This window comes from Pseudomonas putida (assembly GCF_022627325.1).
Taxonomy (GTDB): Bacteria; Pseudomonadota; Gammaproteobacteria; order Pseudomonadales; family Pseudomonadaceae; genus Aquipseudomonas; species Aquipseudomonas putida_X.
In genome coordinates, this window is the sequence record NZ_JAETZZ010000005.1 from 141,081 (window position 1) to 159,765 (window position 18,685).

The 18,685-nt window shown below is 62.9% G+C and carries 14 protein-coding genes; 10 read left to right on the forward strand and 4 right to left on the reverse strand.

Annotated features, from left to right (window positions below; all coding sequences use genetic code 11):
* Positions 1 to 33: 33 nt before the first annotated feature.
* Positions 34 to 645 carry a TetR/AcrR family transcriptional regulator gene (locus tag JNA92_RS09955; protein ID WP_039604598.1) on the forward strand — a complete coding sequence of 204 codons (612 nt, stop codon included), beginning with the start codon at positions 34 to 36 and terminating at the stop codon, positions 643 to 645.
* Between the two features lie 180 nt (positions 646 to 825).
* Here JNA92_RS09955 and JNA92_RS09960 read toward each other — a convergent pair whose 3' ends face one another.
* The gene (locus JNA92_RS09960; protein WP_241804525.1) at positions 826 to 1,266 is read right to left on the reverse strand and encodes a GlcG/HbpS family heme-binding protein; all 441 of its coding nucleotides are present in this window, start codon (positions 1,264 to 1,266) and stop codon (positions 826 to 828) included.
* 256 nt (positions 1,267 to 1,522) lie between these two features.
* Here JNA92_RS09960 and gcl point away from each other — a divergent pair, with 256 nt between their 5' ends.
* The 7 genes from gcl (at position 1,523) to JNA92_RS09995 (ending at position 10,060) form a co-directional block, all read left to right on the forward strand.
* A complete protein-coding gene (gene gcl / locus JNA92_RS09965) occupies positions 1,523 to 3,298 on the forward strand; it encodes a glyoxylate carboligase (protein ID WP_241804526.1) in 1,776 nt (591 codons plus the stop codon).
* Between the two features lie 67 nt (positions 3,299 to 3,365).
* Complete coding sequence (hyi, locus tag JNA92_RS09970; protein ID WP_241804527.1) at positions 3,366 to 4,148, forward strand: hydroxypyruvate isomerase; 783 nt, start codon at positions 3,366 to 3,368, stop codon at positions 4,146 to 4,148.
* Positions 4,149 to 4,302: 154 nt separating this feature from the next.
* Positions 4,303 to 5,196 (forward strand): 2-hydroxy-3-oxopropionate reductase, encoded by an 894-nt coding sequence (locus tag JNA92_RS09975; RefSeq protein WP_241804528.1) that lies wholly within the window; start codon positions 4,303 to 4,305, stop codon positions 5,194 to 5,196.
* A 166-nt stretch (positions 5,197 to 5,362) separates the two neighbouring features.
* The gene (locus JNA92_RS09980) at positions 5,363 to 6,637 is read left to right on the forward strand and encodes a glycerate kinase type-2 family protein (RefSeq protein WP_241804529.1); all 1,275 of its coding nucleotides are present in this window, start codon (positions 5,363 to 5,365) and stop codon (positions 6,635 to 6,637) included.
* Positions 6,634 to 8,049 (forward strand): pyruvate kinase, encoded by a 1,416-nt coding sequence (gene pyk / locus JNA92_RS09985; protein WP_241804530.1) that lies wholly within the window; start codon positions 6,634 to 6,636, stop codon positions 8,047 to 8,049. Before JNA92_RS09980 ends, pyk begins: the two co-directional genes overlap by 4 nt.
* A gap of 271 nt (positions 8,050 to 8,320) precedes the next feature.
* Entirely contained in the window at positions 8,321 to 9,190 is an 870-nt protein-coding gene (locus tag JNA92_RS09990; protein WP_241804531.1) for an urea transporter, read from the forward strand.
* A 45-nt stretch (positions 9,191 to 9,235) separates the two neighbouring features.
* Entirely contained in the window at positions 9,236 to 10,060 is an 825-nt protein-coding gene (locus tag JNA92_RS09995; protein WP_241804532.1) for an ion transporter, read from the forward strand.
* On the opposite strand, the gene JNA92_RS10000 is transcribed toward JNA92_RS09995, so the two are convergent.
* Positions 10,033 to 14,520, reverse strand: a complete 4,488-nt coding sequence (locus JNA92_RS10000) for an NEL-type E3 ubiquitin ligase domain-containing protein (RefSeq protein WP_241804533.1) — start codon at positions 14,518 to 14,520, stop codon at positions 10,033 to 10,035. The genes JNA92_RS09995 and JNA92_RS10000 overlap by 28 nt on opposite strands.
* 184 nt (positions 14,521 to 14,704) lie before the next feature.
* Between JNA92_RS10000 and JNA92_RS10005 the strand changes: the two genes are divergently transcribed.
* The gene (locus JNA92_RS10005) at positions 14,705 to 15,703 is read left to right on the forward strand and encodes a sulfate ABC transporter substrate-binding protein (RefSeq protein WP_241804534.1); all 999 of its coding nucleotides are present in this window, start codon (positions 14,705 to 14,707) and stop codon (positions 15,701 to 15,703) included.
* Positions 15,704 to 15,762: 59 nt separating this feature from the next.
* Here JNA92_RS10005 and JNA92_RS10010 read toward each other — a convergent pair whose 3' ends face one another.
* Positions 15,763 to 16,698, reverse strand: coding sequence for a class I SAM-dependent methyltransferase (locus tag JNA92_RS10010; protein WP_241804535.1), 936 nt, complete (start codon positions 16,696 to 16,698; stop codon positions 15,763 to 15,765).
* Between the two features lie 70 nt (positions 16,699 to 16,768).
* Positions 16,769 to 17,668, reverse strand: coding sequence for a DMT family transporter (locus JNA92_RS10015; protein WP_241804536.1), 900 nt, complete (start codon positions 17,666 to 17,668; stop codon positions 16,769 to 16,771).
* A 133-nt stretch (positions 17,669 to 17,801) separates the two neighbouring features.
* On the opposite strand from JNA92_RS10015, the gene JNA92_RS10020 reads away from it, so the two are divergent.
* A complete protein-coding gene (locus JNA92_RS10020; RefSeq protein WP_241804537.1) occupies positions 17,802 to 18,239 on the forward strand; it encodes an Lrp/AsnC family transcriptional regulator in 438 nt (145 codons plus the stop codon).
* Positions 18,240 to 18,685: the final 446 nt, after the last annotated feature.

The following is an 18,685-nucleotide window of genomic DNA, read 5'->3' on the forward strand; positions in this document are numbered from 1 at the left end:
AGAGGTGGCCAGACACGAGGAAGATCCCTGACCATGAGCACCATTCGCGAGCGCAACAAGGAACTGATCCTGCGCGCGGCCAGCGAGGAATTCGCCGACAAGGGCTTCGCTGCCACCAAGACCAGCGATATCGCGGCCAAGGCCGGCCTGCCCAAGCCGAACGTGTATTACTACTTCAAGTCCAAGGACAACCTCTACCGCGAGGTCCTGGAGAGCATCATCGCGCCGATCATGCAGGCCTCCACGCCGTTCAATGCCGACGGCGACCCCAAAGAAGTGCTCAGTGCCTACATCCGCTCGAAGATTCGCATTTCGCGCGACCTGCCCCATGCTTCGAAGGTGTTCGCCAGCGAGATCATGCACGGTGCACCGCACCTCTCACCCAACCAGGTGGAACAGCTCAACGAGCAGGCCCGCCACAACATCGAGTGCATCGAACGCTGGATCGAGCGCGGGCAGATTGCCAAGGTCGACGCGCACCACCTGATGTTCAGCATCTGGGCAGCGACTCAGACCTATGCCGACTTCGATTGGCAGATTTCAGTGATCACCGGCAAGGCCAAGCTGGCTGACAGTGATTACGAAGCAGCAGCCGAGACCATCATCCGGCTGGTGCTCAAAGGCTGCGAGCCCGAGGCAGCCTGACAGGACGCGAGGGGCTGCTCTGCAGCCCTATCGCCGGCAAGCCGGCTCCCACATGGATTGCGCCGGCTTTAAGAAATCGGGCAAGACGGTTGCTGCCACAGGTACACCACAGTTACCAGATCGTGGAGTACCGGTGGGAGCCGGCTTGCCGGCGATGAGGCCGGTACAGCCAACAGAAATTCAGGCCGCTACCCCGGCATCCGCCGTCAACCCCACCTCTTCGATCGCACTGATCGCACACTGCTCGTCGATATCCGACGTATCGCCGCTGATCCCTACCGCACCCAGCACCTTGCCATCCTGATCACGGATCAGCACGCCACCTGGCGCCGGCACTACCGGCCGCTCACCCACACCATTCAACGCGGCAAAAAACGCCGGCCGCTGCTGCGCATCCAGCGCCAGCAAGCGCGAACCCTTGCCCAAGGCAATCGCACCCCAGGCCTTGCCCGTGGCCACCCCAGGGCGAATCAGGCTGGCGCCATCTTCGCGCTGCAGGGCCAGCACATGCCCACCGGCATCCAGCACCACCACCGTCAACGGCGCAGCATTGATCTTGCGGCCCGCTGCCAGCGCCGCGTTCACCAGGCTGACAGCGACTTTCAGGTTCAAAGCGTTCATGGAAAGGTCCTCTTCTTGTTGTGAGAAGCCCGTAGGCAGTTGAAAAACGATCCATCAAATAGAACACAAGTAAGATTATTTTTGTATACAATAAATTGAAACGATCGTATGCGATGACGCAAATCGCCGTTTTCATGGGCGCTCGGACGAAAGCAACCTCCCCCGATGAAAACCCATTGACCTAAACCGCCAGCCGTGAATACACTCTGGCACAAAGCAAGTTGTATACAATTACAAAATCGATGAGGCACAACCCATGAGCAAAATGAGAGCAATCGATGCAGCCGTTCTGGTCATGCGCCGTGAAGGTGTAGATACCGCGTTCGGCATCCCAGGGGCTGCCATCAACCCGTTGTACTCGGCCCTGAAAAAAGTCGGTGGCATCGATCACGTCCTCGCTCGTCACGTTGAAGGCGCCTCGCACATGGCCGAGGGCTACACCCGCGCCAACCCAGGCAACATCGGCGTGTGCATCGGCACCTCGGGCCCCGCCGGCACCGACATGGTCACCGGCCTGTACAGCGCGTCGGCCGACTCCATCCCGATTCTGTGCATCACCGGCCAGGCGCCACGTGCCCGCCTGCACAAGGAAGACTTCCAGGCAGTCGACATCACCAGCATCGTCAAGCCCGTCACCAAGTGGGCGACCACTGTGCTGGAGCCAGGCCAAGTGCCTTATGCCTTCCAGAAAGCCTTCTACGAAATGCGCACTGGCCGCCCAGGCCCGGTGCTGATCGATTTGCCGTTCGACGTGCAGATGGCCGAAATCGAATTCGACATCGACGCCTACGAGCCGCTGGCCGTCAACAAGCCGTGCGCCACCCGCGTGCAGGCTGAAAAAGCCCTGGCCCTGCTCAACGACGCCGAGCGCCCACTGCTGGTGGCCGGTGGCGGCATCATCAACGCCGACGCCAGCGACAAGCTGGTAGAGTTCGCCGAACTGACCGGCGTGCCCGTGATCCCTACCCTGATGGGCTGGGGCACCATCCCGGACGACCACGCCCAGATGGTTGGCATGGTCGGCCTGCAGACCTCGCACCGCTACGGTAACGCCACCCTGCTCAAGTCCGACCTGGTGTTCGGCATCGGCAACCGTTGGGCCAACCGCCATACCGGTTCCGTTGACGTCTATACCGAAGGCCGCAAGTTCGTCCACGTCGACATCGAGCCCACCCAGATCGGCCGCGTGTTCACCCCGGACCTGGGTATCGTCTCCGACGCAGGCCTGGCGCTGGACGTGTTCATCGAAGTAGCCCGCGAGTGGAAAGCCGCCGGTAAGCTGCAGTGCCGCAAAGCCTGGCTGGAAGACTGCCAGCAGCGTAAGGCGAGCCTGCAGCGCAAGACCCACTTCGACAACGTGCCGGTCAAGCCGCAGCGCGTTTACGAAGAGATGAACCAAGTGTTCGGCAAGGACACCTGCTACGTCAGCACCATTGGCCTGTCGCAGATTGCCGGCGCGCAGTTCCTGCACGTGTACAAGCCACGCCACTGGATCAACTGTGGCCAGGCCGGCCCGCTCGGCTGGACCATCCCGGCGGCACTGGGCGTGGTCAAAGCCGACCCGAAACGCAAGGTCGTGGCACTGTCGGGCGACTATGACTTCCAGTTCATGATCGAAGAGCTGGCCGTGGGCGCGCAGTTCAACCTGCCGTACGTACATGTGCTGGTGAACAACGCCTACCTGGGCCTGATCCGTCAGGCGCAGCGTGGCTTCGACATGGATTACTGTGTACAACTGGCGTTCGAGAACATCAACTCCACCGACGCCGCCACCTATGGTGTCGATCACGTCGCCGTGGTCGAAGGCTTGGGTTGCAAGGCCATCCGGGTATTCGAGCCAGGTGAAATTGCCCCGGCCCTGCTCAAGGCTCAGAAGATGGCCGAAGAGTTCCGGGTACCGGTCGTGGTGGAAGTGATCCTCGAGCGCGTGACCAACATTTCCATGGGCACCGAGATCAACGCGGTCAACGAGTTCGAAGACCTGGCCCTGGTCGGCAACGACGCGCCAACCGCCATCTCGATGCTGGACTGATCGCCTGACGCCCCCGCGCTGCGCCCGACCGAGGGCGCCGGGGGCCTTCATCGCAAGGAGACACATCATGCCTCGCTTCGCTGCCAACCTGTCCATGCTGTTCACCGAACAGGACTTCCTGGCCCGCTTCAAGGCTGCCGCCGATGCTGGTTTCAGCGGCGTCGAATACCTCTTTCCCTACGACTTCAGCGCTGCCGACATCAAGCAGCAACTCGACGCCCACGGCCTGACCCAGGTGCTGTTCAACCTGCCGGCCGGTGATTGGGGCAAAGGTGAGCGCGGAATCGCCTGCCACCCCGACCGCGTGGAAGAATTCCGCGCGGGTGTCGACAAGGCCATCGAATACGCCAAGGTCCTGGGCAACACCCAAGTCAACTGCCTGGCCGGCATTCGCCCGCAAGGCCTGCAGTGCGCCGACGTGCGCAAGACGTTCGTCGACAACCTGAAATTCGCCGCCGACAAGCTCAAAGCCGCTGGCATTCGTTTGGTCATGGAAATGATCAACACCCGCGACATCCCGGGCTTCTACCTGAACACCACCCAGCAGGCCCTGGAAATCCAGGCCGAAGTGGGCAGCGACAACCTGTTCCTGCAGTACGACATCTACCACATGCAGATCATGGAAGGGGACCTGGCTCGCACCCTGCAGGCGAACCTGAACCTGATCAACCACATCCAGCTGGCCGACAACCCGGGCCGCAACGAGCCGGGCACCGGCGAGATCAACTATCGCTTCCTGTTCGAGCACCTGGACCGCATCGGTTACCAAGGCTGGGTAGGCGCGGAGTACAAGCCGCTGACCACCACCGAAGCGGGCCTGGGCTGGCTGAAAACCCATAACGCACTCTAAGAACGCCCGCAGAACCTGTGGGCTGCAGGTCAGCCCCGGCAGGTTCCTGCGCCACTGAGACCGAGGGGCCGCTGCGCGCCCCTTTCGCGACACCCGGCCACTCCTGGCGGGCCCGGGTCGCCTGCTCACATAACAATGAAAGAGGTAATTTCTCATGGCTAAAATCGGATTCCTCGGCACCGGCATCATGGGCAAGCCCATGGCTCAGAACCTGCAAAAAGCAGGTCACAGCATTTTCGTTTCCACCCACCACGAGCCCGCACCGGCTGACCTGATCGCCGCTGGCGCCGTGGCGCTGGCCAACCCGAAAGAGGTTGCCCAGGAAGCCGAGTTCATCATCGTCATGGTGCCGGATACCCCACAGGTCGAGAGTGTCCTGTTCGACCAGAACGGCGTTGCCGAAGGCGTGGGCCCGAACAAGGTCGTGATCGACATGAGCTCGATCTCGCCGACCGCCACCAAGGCCTTTGCCGAGAAGATCAAGGCCACCGGTGCCGCCTACCTGGACGCCCCGGTGTCCGGTGGTGAGGTCGGTGCCAAGGCCGCGACCCTGAGCATCATGGTCGGTGGCTGCCCGAAAGCCTTCGAACGCGCCCTGCCGCTGTTCGAGGCCATGGGCAAGAACATCACCCGCGTCGGCGGCAATGGCGACGGCCAGACGGCCAAGGTCGCCAACCAGATCATCGTCGCCCTGAACATCCAGGCCGTCAGTGAAGCCCTGCTGTTCGCCGCCAAGAACGGCGCGGACCCTGCCAAGGTACGTGAAGCACTGATGGGCGGTTTCGCCTCGTCGAAAATCCTCGAAGTGCACGCCGAGCGCATGATCAAAGGCACCTTCGACCCAGGCTTCCGCATCAACCTGCACCAGAAGGACCTGAACCTGGCCCTGCAAGGCGCCAAGGAACTGGGCATCAACCTGCCCAACACCTCCAATGCCCAGCAAGTGTTCAGCACCTGCGTGGCACTGGGCGGCGGCAACTGGGACCACTCGGCGCTGATCAAAGGCCTGGAACACATGGCCAACTTCTCGATCCGCGGCGAGAAATAAGCTTCAAGCTGTAAGCCTCGAGCGGCAAGCAAAAGCAGGTCTGCTTTTACTTGTGGCTTGTAGCTTGAAGCTTGCAGCTCTGGGGACCGCCCCTGGTTCGGCCTGCACGGAGGCAGTTCCAGGGGCGTTTTCGATTCTGCAGAACAACAATAATTGGGAGCCTGCCATGTCGGTCGATCCGCAAAAACTTCTCCGCGACCTGTTCGACACAGCCATCGCTGCCGCCCACCCCCGTCAAGTCCTCGAACCCTACCTGCCCGCCGACCGTAGCGGCCGGGTCATCGTCATCGGCGCCGGCAAAGCCGCTGCAGCCATGGCCGAAGTGGTCGAGAAGAGCTGGCAGGGCGAAGTGTCCGGGCTGGTTGTCACACGTTACGGCCACGGCGCCAACTGCCAGAAGATCGAAGTGGTCGAAGCCGCCCACCCGATCCCCGACGCCGCTGGCCTGGCTGTGGCCAAACGCGTGCTGGAGCTGGTCAGCAACCTGAACGAAGACGACCGTGTCATCTTCCTGCTCTCCGGCGGTGGTTCTGCCCTGCTGGCGCTGCCAGCCGAAGGCCTGACCCTGGCCGACAAGCAACACATCAACAAGGCGCTGCTCAAATCCGGCGCCACCATCGGCGAGATGAACTGCGTGCGCAAGCATCTCTCGGCGATCAAGGGCGGCCGCCTGGCCAAGGCTTGCTGGCCCGCCACGGTCTACACCTATGCAATCTCCGATGTCCCTGGCGACCTGGCCACGGTCATCGCTTCCGGCCCTACCGTGGCCGATCCAAGTACCTCGGCCGATGCCCTGGCGATCCTCAAGCGCTACAACATCGAAGCGCCCAAAGCGGTCATCGACTGGCTCAACGACCCGGCCTCGGAAACCGTCAAGGCCGATGACCCGGCCCTGGCCCGCAGCCACTTCCAGCTGATCGCCAAGCCCCAGCAATCGCTTGAAGCCGCTGCAGTACACGCCCGCCAGGCCGGCTTCAGCCCGCTGATCCTCGGCGACCTGGAAGGCGAGTCACGCGAAGTGGCCAAGGTGCACGCGGGTATCACCCGGCAGATCGTCCAGCACGGGCAGCCGCTGAAGGCGCCCTGCGTGATCCTTTCTGGCGGAGAAACCACTGTCACCGTACGCGGTAATGGCCGTGGCGGGCGCAATGCCGAGTTCCTGCTCAGCCTCACCGAAAGCCTCAAGGGCCTGCCGGGCGTGTATGCCCTGGCCGGTGACACCGACGGCATCGACGGCTCGGAAGAAAACGCCGGCGCCTTCATGACGCCAGACAGCTTCGCCCGCGCCGAGGCACTGGGCCTGTCGGCCAGCGACGAGCTGGACAACAACAACGGCTACGGCTATTTCGCGGCACTCGATGCGCTGATCGTCACAGAGCCTACCCGCACCAACGTCAACGACTTCCGCGCCATCCTGATCCTTGAGACTGCACAATCATGACGCCTGATAAGAAAGTCAAAATCCTCGCCACCCTGGGCCCTGCGATCAGCGGCATCGACGACATCCGCCAGCTGGTGGAAGCCGGGGTGAACATCTTCCGCCTCAACTTCAGCCACGGCGAACACGCCGACCACGCCCTGCGTTACCAGTGGATCCGTGAAGTCGAGCAGCAATTGAACTACCCGCTGGGTATCCTCATGGACCTGCAGGGGCCGAAGCTGCGCGTGGGCCGCTTCGCCGAGGGCAAGGTGCAATTGCAACGCGGCCAGGCCCTGCGCCTGGACCTGGACAAGACCCCGGGCGACAGCCGCCGGGTCAACCTACCACACCCTGAAATCATCGCAGCCCTTGAGCCCGGCATGGACCTGTTGCTGGACGACGGCAAGCTGCGCCTGCGCGTCACCGCCAAGCACGACGACGCCATCGACACCGAAGTGCTGAACGGTGGCGAGCTGTCCGACCGCAAGGGCGTCAACGTACCGCAAGCAGTACTCGACCTCTCCCCGCTGACTGAAAAGGACCGCCGCGACCTGGCCTTTGGCCTGGAACTGGGCGTGGACTGGGTGGCCCTGTCGTTCGTGCAGCGCCCTGAGGACATCGTCGAAGCACGCCAGCTGATTGGCGATCGCGCCTACTTGATGGCCAAGATCGAGAAGCCATCGGCAGTCGAACAACTGCAAGCCATAGCCGAACTGGCAGACGCGATCATGGTGGCCCGCGGTGACCTTGGCGTGGAAGTGCCGGCCGAAAGCGTGCCGCAAATCCAGAAACGCATCATCGGCACCTGCCGTCAGCTGGGTAAACCGGTAGTGGTGGCCACGCAGATGCTCGAATCCATGCGTTTCTCGCCGGCCCCGACCCGCGCTGAAGTCACTGATGTGGCCAATGCCGTGGCCGAGGGCGCCGATGCGGTGATGCTGTCGGCTGAGACCGCCTCAGGTGATTACCCACTGGAAGCGGTGCAGATGATGAGCAAGATCATCCGCCAGGTGGAGAACGGCCCGGACTACCAGGCCCAGCTCGACGTTGGCCGGCCCAAGGCTGAAGCTACTGTGTCGGACGCAATCAGCTGCGCGATCCGCCGCATCAGCGGCATCCTGCCGGTGGCGGTGCTGGTCAACTACAGCGAGTCGGGCGCCTCGACCCTGCGCGCCGCACGCGAGCGGCCACGGGCGCCGATCCTCAACCTGACGCCGAACCTGGTCACCGCCCGCCGCCTGAGCGTGACCTGGGGCGTGCACTCGGTGGTCAATGACCGTTTGCGCCAGGTGGATGAAGTGGTCACCACCGCACTGGAAATCGCCCAGGCGCAGGGTATGGCAAGCCGTGGTGACACCTTGCTGATCACTGCCGGTGTGCCGTTCGGCAAGCCGGGGTCGACCAACAGCCTGCGGATCGAGACCTTGATCTGAGGGGGTCGGGGGCGCTTTGCGCCAGTTTCGCTAGCAGGGCTGCTACGCAGCCCATCGCTGGCAAGCCAGCTCCACAGGTACTGCGCAGGCCTCAAGAACTGCGCGGCCCCTGGTGGAAGCTGGCTTGCCGGCGGCGGGCCGTGAAGCGGCTGCAAAGCGCTTGACTGAGTGGCTTCAAGCAACGCCCTCCCCTGGCACTGCAACGACAGACACGCGGAAAACCGAGGCCCAAAGAGGCCCACCGCTCTTCCATCAACCTTGCCGACTGCCCATGTACACCAAAAATTTCGTCAACCCGTGCCCCGACTGGGCCACGGCGCTGCTCAACGGCTTCAGCCAGGTGCTGCTGCTGCGCAATCCCCTGTGCGGCCTGTGCTGCCTGCTGGCCATTCTGCTGACCGCCCCCAACCTGGTCGGCGGCGCCCTGCTCGGCGCCCTGGCCGGCCTGCTCACCGCCCAGGCCCGCGGCTACGACCGCGCTGACCGTCAGGCCGGGCTGTACAGCTACAACGGCGTGCTGATCGGCCTGCTGATCAGCGCCGTGCTGCCCTGGTCGGCCATTCTGCCGCCACTGATCATCGCTGCTGGCGGGCTGTCCAGCATCATTACCCACCAGTGGCGCAAGCGCGGCGGCAAGCTGCTGATTGCCTATACCGCACCGTTCGTGCTGCTGGGCTGGGCCGTGCTGCTGTTCGCCAACCCCTCGCCCGGCGGCTTCGTCGAAGCCGACCCGCTGTATGCCGTGGCGCGGGGAGTAGGTCAGATTTTTCTGCTCGACCAGCCATTGGCCGGCGTACTGATCATTGTCGGCATGTTCGTCGCCAATCCCTATGCCGCGATGTGGGCTGTCATCGGCTCGGCCATCGGTGGCAGCGTGGGCTTGTTCGCCGAAGCGCAATCTGCCTGGCTGGGTCTGCACGGCTTCAACGCCGCACTGGCCGCGCTGGCCTTCAGCAGACAGGGTGAAAAGCCCTGGGTGACCCTGCTGGCGATTGCCTTGGCGGTAGTGCTGCAATCGCTGTTCAAGCTGCTACCGGCTCCCGGCCTGACCGCACCGTTCGTCGCCGCCTCTTGGCTGATGCACTTGGGCAGCCACCTGGCACAACCCAGGCAACGCAATGCCAGCCGCTTGCACAGCTGAAACGCAACCCCTAGGCTCACCCCATTGCTTTTGTGGAACGAGCCCATGAATAACCCTACGAGCCTGCGCGAACGGCTCTACGTCATCGTTTTCCAGACCGACACCGTCGCCGGCCGGCGCTTCGACAAGACGCTGCTGCTGATCATCCTGGCCAGCCTGGTCACCGTCATCCTCGACAGTATCGATGAGGTGCACCAGAACTACGCAGGCCTGTTGGCGGGTATCGAATGGGGCTTTACCGCGATTTTTCTGGCCGAGTACATCACCCGCCTGTACTGCTCGCCCAAGCCCATGCGCTACGCCTTCAGCTTCTATGGCCTGGTCGACCTGCTGGCGATCGTGCCCGGGATCCTCGCCCTGTACTACAGCGACGCGCAGTACCTGCTGATCATCCGGGTAATCCGCATGCTGCGGATTTTCCGGGTGCTCAAGCTTGGCCAGTACCTGAACCAAGCCAATTACCTGATGGCGGCACTGCGCGGCAGCAAGCAGAAGATCATCGTGTTTCTGCTCAGCGTATCGACACTGGTGACTGTGTTCGGCACCTTGATGTATGTGATCGAGGGGCCGGAGCACGGTTTTACCAGCATCCCCAAAGGCATCTATTGGGCGATCGTCACCCTCACCACAGTGGGCTTCGGCGACATCGTGCCCAAGACGCCGCTGGGGCAGGTGCTGTCTTCGCTGGTGATGATCACCGGTTATTCGATCATCGCCGTGCCCACCGGGATTTTCACGGCCGAACTGGCCAATGCCATGCGGGGAGAACAGTTGCACCACGACTGCCCAAACTGCCAGAAAAGCACGCACGGCCACGACGCGGCATTCTGCTCGCGCTGTGGTCAGGCACTGTTCGGCAAGCGCGACTGATCCTGCGCCAGCGCCTCGCGTGTCAGCGCCAGCAGCACGTCGCTACGCGCTGCCTGGCGCTCGGCGTGGACGACCCCGACCCTGGCCAGGTATTCGGCCTCGGGTACCGAATCGGCGCGCTCCAGCAATGCTTGCATGCGCGTGTGGAAGGGCGCATCGGCCGCCTCCAGGCGTGCTGCCTGCGTGCGCTGCAGATGCTCCTGCCAGAATTCGCGCTGAGCCAGTGAGACGGCAATCTGCTCATCTGTCTCGTTTGCCTGCACCCGCGCTCGCGCCGCCTCCACGCGTTCAGGCCCCACGCCGGCCACTGCGGTAAACAGCATGCTCCCAGGTTGGGCGGGCAGATCGAGTGCATCACGCAAGGCCACGCGATAGGCCAGGCCCACTTCGATCTCATCCGGATCGGCGCCTGCGGCGCGGCGAGCTTGAATGTCTTGCACAACGATGCGGTCGACCTCATCCAACCGCCAGAGTTGTCGGCCCAGGTGCAGCAAGGCGCCCTGCTGATCGCCACTCCCGGCCTCGATACGCGCACGCCAGACCAGCATGCTCAGTTCCAGGTTGCTGAAACACAACGCCACGCTGTCCTGGCAAGTGAGTTGCTGGTTGACCTGATGGAACAACATCTCTCGCAGGCTGGCGTGCTCCTGCATGGCCTGCAGCATGATGAACACCCGCTCCGCCAATGCTTCGCCGTTCTGCCTGAACTCTGCGGTGTCCAGCAAGCGGCCCAGCAACCGGAAGAAGTCGTCGCCACCGGGCTCCATCTCCAGCGCCTCCCAGCACGCCGACAGTTCGTCACGTGCCAGCACGTTGGCGCTGTCCAGCCAGCGCTGACGCAAGAACGTGGTCCCCGGTTGCGCTTCCATGTCCAGGTGTGGCATCGACGTCTGCAGGCCCTCAAGGTCGTGATCGTTCAACGGGTTGCCCCAGAGCATGAGCATGCGCCGGCTCCATACCGGTGCCCGATAATAGCTTGCAGGCAATGTGGCGATACGGTTGTCGCGCAAGTCGGCTTGCAGCAGGTCGGGGCAACGCAGCACCCCGGGCGGCAACTCCGTCTGGCCGGTATTGCGCAAATACAGCCGTCGCAGCCGAGGCAGCGCGCGCAGAGAAAAACCGCGGCCCAAAGGGTTGAACGACAGGTTGAGGTACTCCAGGGACTCGCAATGGGCGAGGATGCCCGCCTGTTCCGGGTCGAGCACGATGCGGTTGTTGAACAGGTCCAGCTCGTTCAGGCTGGGCATCTGGGCGATCGCCGCCGGCACTCGGCTCAGGCGATTGCCACTGAGCTCAAGGATGCGAAGCTCTGGAAAAGCGCCCAGGAATGCCACGGGAATATCCTCTAGCTGCATCCCCAGCAACGCCAGTTCAAAAATATGGGAAAACCTGACGTGGGAGGGCAGTTCGGGCAACTGGCCAGGCATGGCAGCGAACATGGCAAAGCGGAAACTCTGCGGCGCCTGGATATCGTTCACCCCCGCAGTAATCCGCCGCTGCCAGCAGTCGATCAGGCAACGCCGGAAATAACGGCGCTCTTCTCGCAGGCCCCGTGATGTTGCCTGACGCTCCCACTGCTGCAGCCGTTCGCGCAACGCCGCAAGCTCGTTGCCCAGCCGGGTGATTTCCCCATGGACATCGCTGCCTGAGGTGCGCAGGCCTTCGATCCAGGCCAGTATCTGCTCGTCGGAGAAGCCTGGATACAAATTGCGCACTGAGGCAAACAACCCTTGTGGAGGCCTTCCACGCCGCCCGCTCAGCGGGTACCCCAGACGACCATCGAGCTGGCGCTGCGGCAGGCGAAACCAGCCGCGCGAGGGTTGTTCACCCAACAGCTGAGTGACCTCGGCACGATGCGCTACGGCCTGGCGGCTGAGCAGTACGCGCAAGTTGTGGGCGAATGGCTCGCCGACCCCCAACGTATCGCGCAGGTGATCGTCATAGGCAGAGGCCATGACCTCGAACAGCTCGCCAGCCTGGCCCAGCGGCTGGCCTGCGCCATCCAGGCGGCGAAACTGGCCATCTTCATGGCGGATCGCACATTCAGGGCCGCCTTCCCCGGTGACCAGCAAGGGGGCACCGGCATCGCCATCGAACAAGGCCCAGCGCACGCCACCGCCCGCTGGCAAGTGCCTGAGCATGGCAAGCGCCACCCGGGCAAGGTCCAACTGCTGCTCCACTTCCAGGTAGAACGCTTCGAACACCCTGACCTGACGAATCCGCCGAACATGCACGCGCGCCGCCTCAGCAAGCCTCAACGCCACGCGCCCGCTGTCCACCAGCCGCTCGCGGTCTGCCAAGTGAGCAGTGCGCCACAACGCGCGTGCCGCCGATTCATGCAGGCTTGGAAAGACGCGACGCAGAACTGCGGTTTCTGCACTCGATGGAGGCTGGGTAGCGGCGTAGGCCTGCTGGAAGAGCAACCGACGGCGAGCGGCGGCCAGCTCGGCCAACGCCTGCTCGCCCAGCCCCTGGCCACCAGGCAATGCGCGTGCTTGCTGCAAGAGCGCAGCGTCGTCCACCGGCTGCCCGGCGCGCAGGCGCTCGATCAGTACGCTGATACGCCGGTCCAGCACAAAGCGTTCGGCGCTGTCGAGCAGCACAGCGTCGGGGGCCTGGCCCTCGACATGCAGGGCGCGCAGATGATCGGCGTGCAGGTCGTGGATCAGCAGAATCTGCTCGATCCGCTCATCATCCAACGCGTGCAGGCGTCCACCAAGCCGGCGAAACAAACCATAGCGGTCGTCCCAGTGCGCCGGCTGCTCGAACCACAGGCGCCACGCCCCCGCGCCGTTGTGGCACAGCTGCGGGCCATACCCGTCACGCGGGCGTAGCTGCCACTCACCCTGTGCGCCATGCTGCACCACGGGGTAGCAGTGGCCCTCCATCTCGACCCAGGCGCGGCCATCGAGCCGATGCACGCCCTCTTCATCCACGTGCGCCTGCAGGGGTGGCACACTGCGGTAATCGGCCAATACCGGACGGCACAGCCGGGTACTACCGTCTTCCAGTTGCTCAGCCAGCAAGCTGTCCACCCTCAGCGACCGCCGCCAGGTACGCAGTGCCACCCCCACACCGACAGCAGTGGCGCCCATCACGGCAAGGTCGGTAGCGACATGGGTCACGTGATCGAGCGCCGCGCTGGTGTCGCCTTCATGCCAGGCCTCGACGCCATGGAACACTTCCTTGAGCAAGCCCCATGCAGTGAATGCCAGCAAACCTGTGCCGATCACCGGAATGAACAGGCCGGCCAGGTTCAGCAGCGCCCAGCCCTCTGCGGCAAGGCGTTGGTCGTGGGCCTGCTGCACGGCCCGGTCGATGCTGGCGACAGGGGCGGCGATCATCGCCGCGTCATCCTTGATCTGCGCGATACGCGCCGTGCCCAGGGTTTCGAACAATGGCAGGCGCAGGGCCTGCATGTGCTCATCAAGGTCGTAATTGGCCCAATCCGCCAGATCAGCGTAAGCCGGGATGATCACAGAGAAAAATGCCTGGCTGTCCCGACGCCGCACGAAGCGGCTGAAGAACCGCTGGTAGTCACGCGTACGTAGGCGCCGGCCCAGGTCATTGGCCAGATGCCGCAGGCTGCTGGACACACACCACGGCCCATGGGGATCATCCGGCACGTACGCCAGCAAACGCCGGGTGGTGTTGCGAACCCAACCCTCCTCGATAACGTCCAGCAGCACTATCTGCTCCAGGGTACAGCCCACCAGGCTCAGTTGCCTGGCCACCACCGGATCGCCTTGCAGGCGCGGCGGCATGCCGTCGCGGCATAACCCCACAATCATCTGCAGTTCGTCGTCGTCGAGTACACCCCGCTGCCTGGCCTTGTAGGCCTCCACCAGCATTTGCAGGCGTTGGGCGTTACCCAACAGCATCGCGACGCTTGCGCCCTGGGCCGTCGGCGCCAGCAGCACGCTGTTGAGGTGAGCCTGATATTGACCGCCCAGGTCGAGGCTGCGACACAGCTTGGCAAACGCCACGGCCGACGGTGGTTTGGCTGCGCCTTTACGCGCACTGGTCAGCCGGTTACCCCGCGGCTGGCCGCCCTCCTCGGCTTGATCTTCAGTGAAATTGCGCAGCGCCGCTTCCAGCAGCGGCATGTCGTCATACACCAGTTCGGTAAGGTGCACGCCCACAGGCTGTGCATTGATCACCGGTTCACGGTGGCCGGCAATGAAGGACCAGAGATGCACGTTGAAAGGCTCGCCATCGGGCCCTTCCAAGGCCTGCTCCAGACGGCTTTTCGCGAAACTGTCGATACCTTCCAGGCGTGCAAGCACTGCACTGAGTTGCTGACGCAAGGCCAGGCTCTGGCGCAACGCCTCACTCAGGCCCGGCAAATGTTCGGCGCGGGCTGCTCGCAGCCACTGGGGCAGGCGTGCGGCAATCAATTGATCCTGGAAGGCCTGTTCCAGGGCAAGTCCATCGGGCTGCGGGTCGGTTTGGTAAGTCATGGCGCGCTCCTCCTTCGGGAGGCGCGAGCTTAGGTATGGCCCAGGGCTGAAAGTGGTTAGATACCTAACACCCGCCTGGGCGCGCGCATAAGCAAAGAGCCATTCGGTCTTTAATCGCCGCGAAGCGAACGGCTATAGTCACTGGCACACTGCCAACCCTCTGAACCCTAACAAGGAATGCTTCGTGAAAAAGCTATTCACCGCCTCGCTGCTGGCGGCCGGCCTGGCGCTGGGCAACTTGGCCCACGCCGCCCCGACCCTGTTGAATGTGTCCTACGACGTGATGCGTGACTTCTACAAAGACTACAACCCGGCCTTCCAGAAGCACTGGGAAGCCGAGCATGACGAGAAGGTCAACGTACAGATGTCGTTCGGCGGCTCGAGCAAGCAGGCGCGCGCGGTGATCGATGGCCTGCCGGCCGATGTCATCACCATGAACATGGCCACCGACATCAACGCGCTTGCCGACATCGGCAAGCTGGTGCCGGACGATTGGGTCACCCGTTTGCCCAACAACAGCGCGCCGTTCACCTCGGCCACTGTGTTCATCGTGCGCAAGGGTAACCCCAAAGCCCTGAAAGACTGGCCCGACCTGCTCAAGGACGGCGTGCAGGTAATCGTGCCCAACCCGAAGACCTCGGGTAACGGCCGCTACACCTACCTGTCGGCCTGGGGCTATGTGCTCAAGCAAGGCGGTGACGAGGCCAAGGCCCGTGACTTCGTCGGCAAGCTGTTCAAGCAGGCACCGGTACTGGATACCGGCGGTCGCGCTGCTACCACCACCTTCATGACCAACCAGATCGGCGATGTGCTGGTGACCTTCGAGAACGAAGCCGAAATGATCGCCCGCGAATTCGGCCGCGACCAGTTCGAAGTGGTCTACCCGAGCGTGTCGGCCGAGGCCGAACCACCGGTCAGTGTGGTCGACAAGGTGGTAGCCAAGAAGGGCACCCAGGCCGTGGCCGAGGAATACCTCAAGTACCTGTGGTCGCCGGCAGCCCAGGAAATCGCCGCACAGAATTACCTGCGTCCGCGTGACGCAACGGTACTGGCCAAGTACACCGACCGCTTCCCCAAGGTCGATTTCCTGTCGGTGGAAAAAACCTTCGGTGACTGGCGCACCGTGCAGAAAACCCACTTCAACGATGGCGGCGTGTTCGACCAGATCTATACCAACCCGTAATCGCGTGCTGCTTTCACTTGAGCGCCATCATTGCGCCCAAGTGAAGCTTCCCGACTACATCAGGCTGGTGATTCATCGCGAAACACCAAGGCCTTCAAGCCACCCGCCGGATCGGCATCCGGAAACTCCGGCGGGTTATCCAAACGCTCCACGAAAGCCAACGCTGGGGCCTGCTCCGCCATCCCGTCGATCAGAAACTGCGGCCCGATGCCCGGATCGTTCACGCACGCCAGCACAGTGCCACCCTTGGTCAGCAGCTCTGGCAAGCGCCGCAGGATCTTCGCGTAATCCTGGGTCAGCACGAAACTGCCTTTCTGGAAGGTGGGCGGGTCGATGATGATCAAATCGTAAGGCCCGTACTTGCGCACCTTACCCCACGACTTGAACAACTCATGCCCCAGATACGCCACCCGTGATGCATCGTGGCCATTGAGCCGGTGGTTGTCGCGGCCACGCGAAAGCGCCGACTTGGCCATGTCCAGATTGACCACCTGCTCGGCACCACCGGCGATCGCCGCGACCGAAAAGCCGCAGGTGTAGGCGAACAGGTTGAGCACACGCTTGCCCGCCGACTGTTCACGTACCCATCGGCGGCCGTAACGCATGTCGAGGAACAGACCGTTGTTCTGCCGCACGCCCAGGTCGAGCAAATAGGTCAGGCCATCTTCGACCACTTCGCGCTGCTGGCACGGCTCGCCCCACAACCACTCACCCGGGCTGTCCGGCAAGTAACGGTGCTGGATGAGGATCGCTTGGCCGGTCCACTGCGGGCGCTCGGCGAGGGTGCGCAGCATGGCCTGCAATTCGGCCAGCTGGCCTGCGGCTGGCTCACGGAATAGCGCTACCGACAGCACGCCCTGCAACCAGTCGACGGTGACCTGCTCCAGCCCCGGCCAGCAACGGCCGCGGCCGTGAAACAGGCGACGGGTTTCCTGCGGTGCGGGGTCGAGGGCGGTAAGCAGATGCTGTTCGAGCGTGTGGATCGGCGAAGTCATGGCGGGTCGCAAGCAAATAAAAGGAAGCATTCTACCCCGCGAGGCTGCTGGTGGGGCGCGCAACCGCGCCTCACTGGCCTTTGGCAGTGATCGGCGCCGAACGGAACCACCACCCCTGCTGCATGCCCGCCGCCGCCAGCAAGATCAACGCCACACCGAGCCATTGCAACGGCACCAGGCGGTGCCCAAAGGCCACCCAGTCGACCAGAATCGCGGCGATCGGGTAGATGAATGAAAGGGCGCCGGTCAATGCCGTGGGCAGGCGCTGGATGGCGCTGTACAGCAACACATACATCAGCCCGGTGTGCACCACGCCCAGCATCACCAGGCTGGCCAAGGCCGAGGGCTCGCCAGGCAGACCGCCCGGCCTGACCCACGGCGCCAACAGCAACACCCCGGTCGCTACCTGGATCAGAGCGATAAGATGCGGTGGCGTGCCGTTCAGGCGCTTGATGATCAACGCGGCAATGGCATAAAGAAACGCCGCCCCCAGCGCCAGGGCAATGCCCAGCAGGTACTCTTCACCGCTGCCCTGCCCTGCGCCATGGGCGCTGACGATGGCCAGCATGCCGAGGAACGCCACGCTCAGCCAGGTGACCTTGGCCACAGTGATCTTCTCGCCCAGAAACACTGCCGCCAGCCCCACCAGCAGAAACGGCTGCACGTTGTACACCGCGGTGCCGATCGCGATCGACGCCCGCGAATAGGAGGCGAACAGCAACACCCAGTTGCCGACGATGGCCACGCCGCTGGCGATTGCCAAGAGCAAGGCCGTGCGGCTGATCACACCAGGTTTGAGAAAGCCGAGCGCCGCACAGACCAGCAGCAACGTGCCGGTGCCAAACACACACCGCCAGAACACCACTTCCAGGACCGGCTGCCCCGATACCAGCACGAACCAGCCGATAGTCCCGGAAATCAGCATGGCAGCGACCATTTCCAGCGAGCCACGGCGCAACGAACTGTCCATCTCACACCTCCCCTGACGATGACGGACAGTATGCAGAGGCTCGCAGTGGGCCCTCCAGCGGATAACCAAGGAAAAATGCCTCTTCAGCCTTTACTATCAAGGCAAACCACCAATTGGCCCTTATGAGGCGTATATGACCGATGCCATCGACCAGCTCCTGATCAACGCCCTGATGGAAGACGCCCGCCGCTCACTCAAAGCGCTGGCGCACATCAGTGGCCTGTCTGCACCCAGCGTCAGCGAACGCCTGCGCCGCCTGGAAGAGCGCGGCGTACTGCGCGGTTACACCGTGGATGTCGATCCGCGCTGCTTTGGTTACCAATTGCAGGCCATCGTACGCATTCGCCCGCTGCCCGGGCAGCTGCAGGAGGTGGAACGGCAGATTATCGCGATTCCCGAGTTCACCGAGTGCGACAAGGTAACGGGCGAGGATTGCTTCATTGCCCGGCTGCATGTGCGGTCGATGGAACAGCTCGACACCCTGCTCGACCGTATCAATGTGCTCGCTGAAACCAACACGGCGATCATCAAGAAAAGCCCGGTGAAGCGGCGCTTGCCGCCGATGAATTGAAGCGCCGGAAAACCTGACCCACGTCTGTACACACAAACGTCACCTTAAGTGCCATTTTTGTGTGCATAAGTGCTAGCAATGCCCCAATACGTTACATACGTTGCGCAACTAAATCTGACCAAATGATCAACTAATTATGCATGAATAAAATTAAACCTGTTCAAATGGTCAATTTATAGTTCACTCAATTCATCAACTTAGCGTTCAAAGCGATAGTTTTGAAGTAAACGCAACTTGAAGTACGTTCCTCGCCTGGCATGGAACTCGCTTTTGTGTGTTCGTGTTTTGTATACAAGTTAAACAAAACATAAATACACAAGAACCCGCGACGCCGCCCCAACCCGGCCGCCGCGCCCAGAACCCAGTGATGCCAACGCTGCACTGACGAGATGGCGAGCCCGTGCGCATGCCCGCTCATCGCAGTCCACGTGCATCAGGAGCCTGCC

Excerpts from the sequence above, each read along its gene's own strand:
- JNA92_RS10015 (WP_241804536.1), bottom strand. The coding sequence starts at position 17,668 with ATGGACAGTTCGTTGCGCCGTGGCTCGCTGGAAATGGTCGCTGCCATG.
- JNA92_RS10010 (WP_241804535.1), bottom strand. The coding sequence starts at position 16,698 with ATGACTTCGCCGATCCACACGCTCGAACAGCATCTGCTTACCGCCCTC.
- JNA92_RS10000 (WP_241804533.1), bottom strand. The coding sequence starts at position 14,520 with ATGACTTACCAAACCGACCCGCAGCCCGATGGACTTGCCCTGGAACAG.
- JNA92_RS09990 (WP_241804531.1), top strand. The coding sequence starts at position 8,321 with ATGTACACCAAAAATTTCGTCAACCCGTGCCCCGACTGGGCCACGGCG.
- JNA92_RS09955 (WP_039604598.1), top strand. The coding sequence starts at position 34 with ATGAGCACCATTCGCGAGCGCAACAAGGAACTGATCCTGCGCGCGGCC.
- JNA92_RS09980 (WP_241804529.1), top strand. The coding sequence starts at position 5,363 with ATGTCGGTCGATCCGCAAAAACTTCTCCGCGACCTGTTCGACACAGCC.
- JNA92_RS09960 (WP_241804525.1), bottom strand. The coding sequence starts at position 1,266 with ATGAACGCTTTGAACCTGAAAGTCGCTGTCAGCCTGGTGAACGCGGCG.
- pyk (WP_241804530.1), top strand. The coding sequence starts at position 6,634 with ATGACGCCTGATAAGAAAGTCAAAATCCTCGCCACCCTGGGCCCTGCG.
- gcl (WP_241804526.1), top strand. The coding sequence starts at position 1,523 with ATGAGCAAAATGAGAGCAATCGATGCAGCCGTTCTGGTCATGCGCCGT.
- JNA92_RS09995 (WP_241804532.1), top strand. The coding sequence starts at position 9,236 with ATGAATAACCCTACGAGCCTGCGCGAACGGCTCTACGTCATCGTTTTC.
- JNA92_RS10020 (WP_241804537.1), top strand. The coding sequence starts at position 17,802 with ATGACCGATGCCATCGACCAGCTCCTGATCAACGCCCTGATGGAAGAC.
- hyi (WP_241804527.1), top strand. The coding sequence starts at position 3,366 with ATGCCTCGCTTCGCTGCCAACCTGTCCATGCTGTTCACCGAACAGGAC.
- JNA92_RS09975 (WP_241804528.1), top strand. The coding sequence starts at position 4,303 with ATGGCTAAAATCGGATTCCTCGGCACCGGCATCATGGGCAAGCCCATG.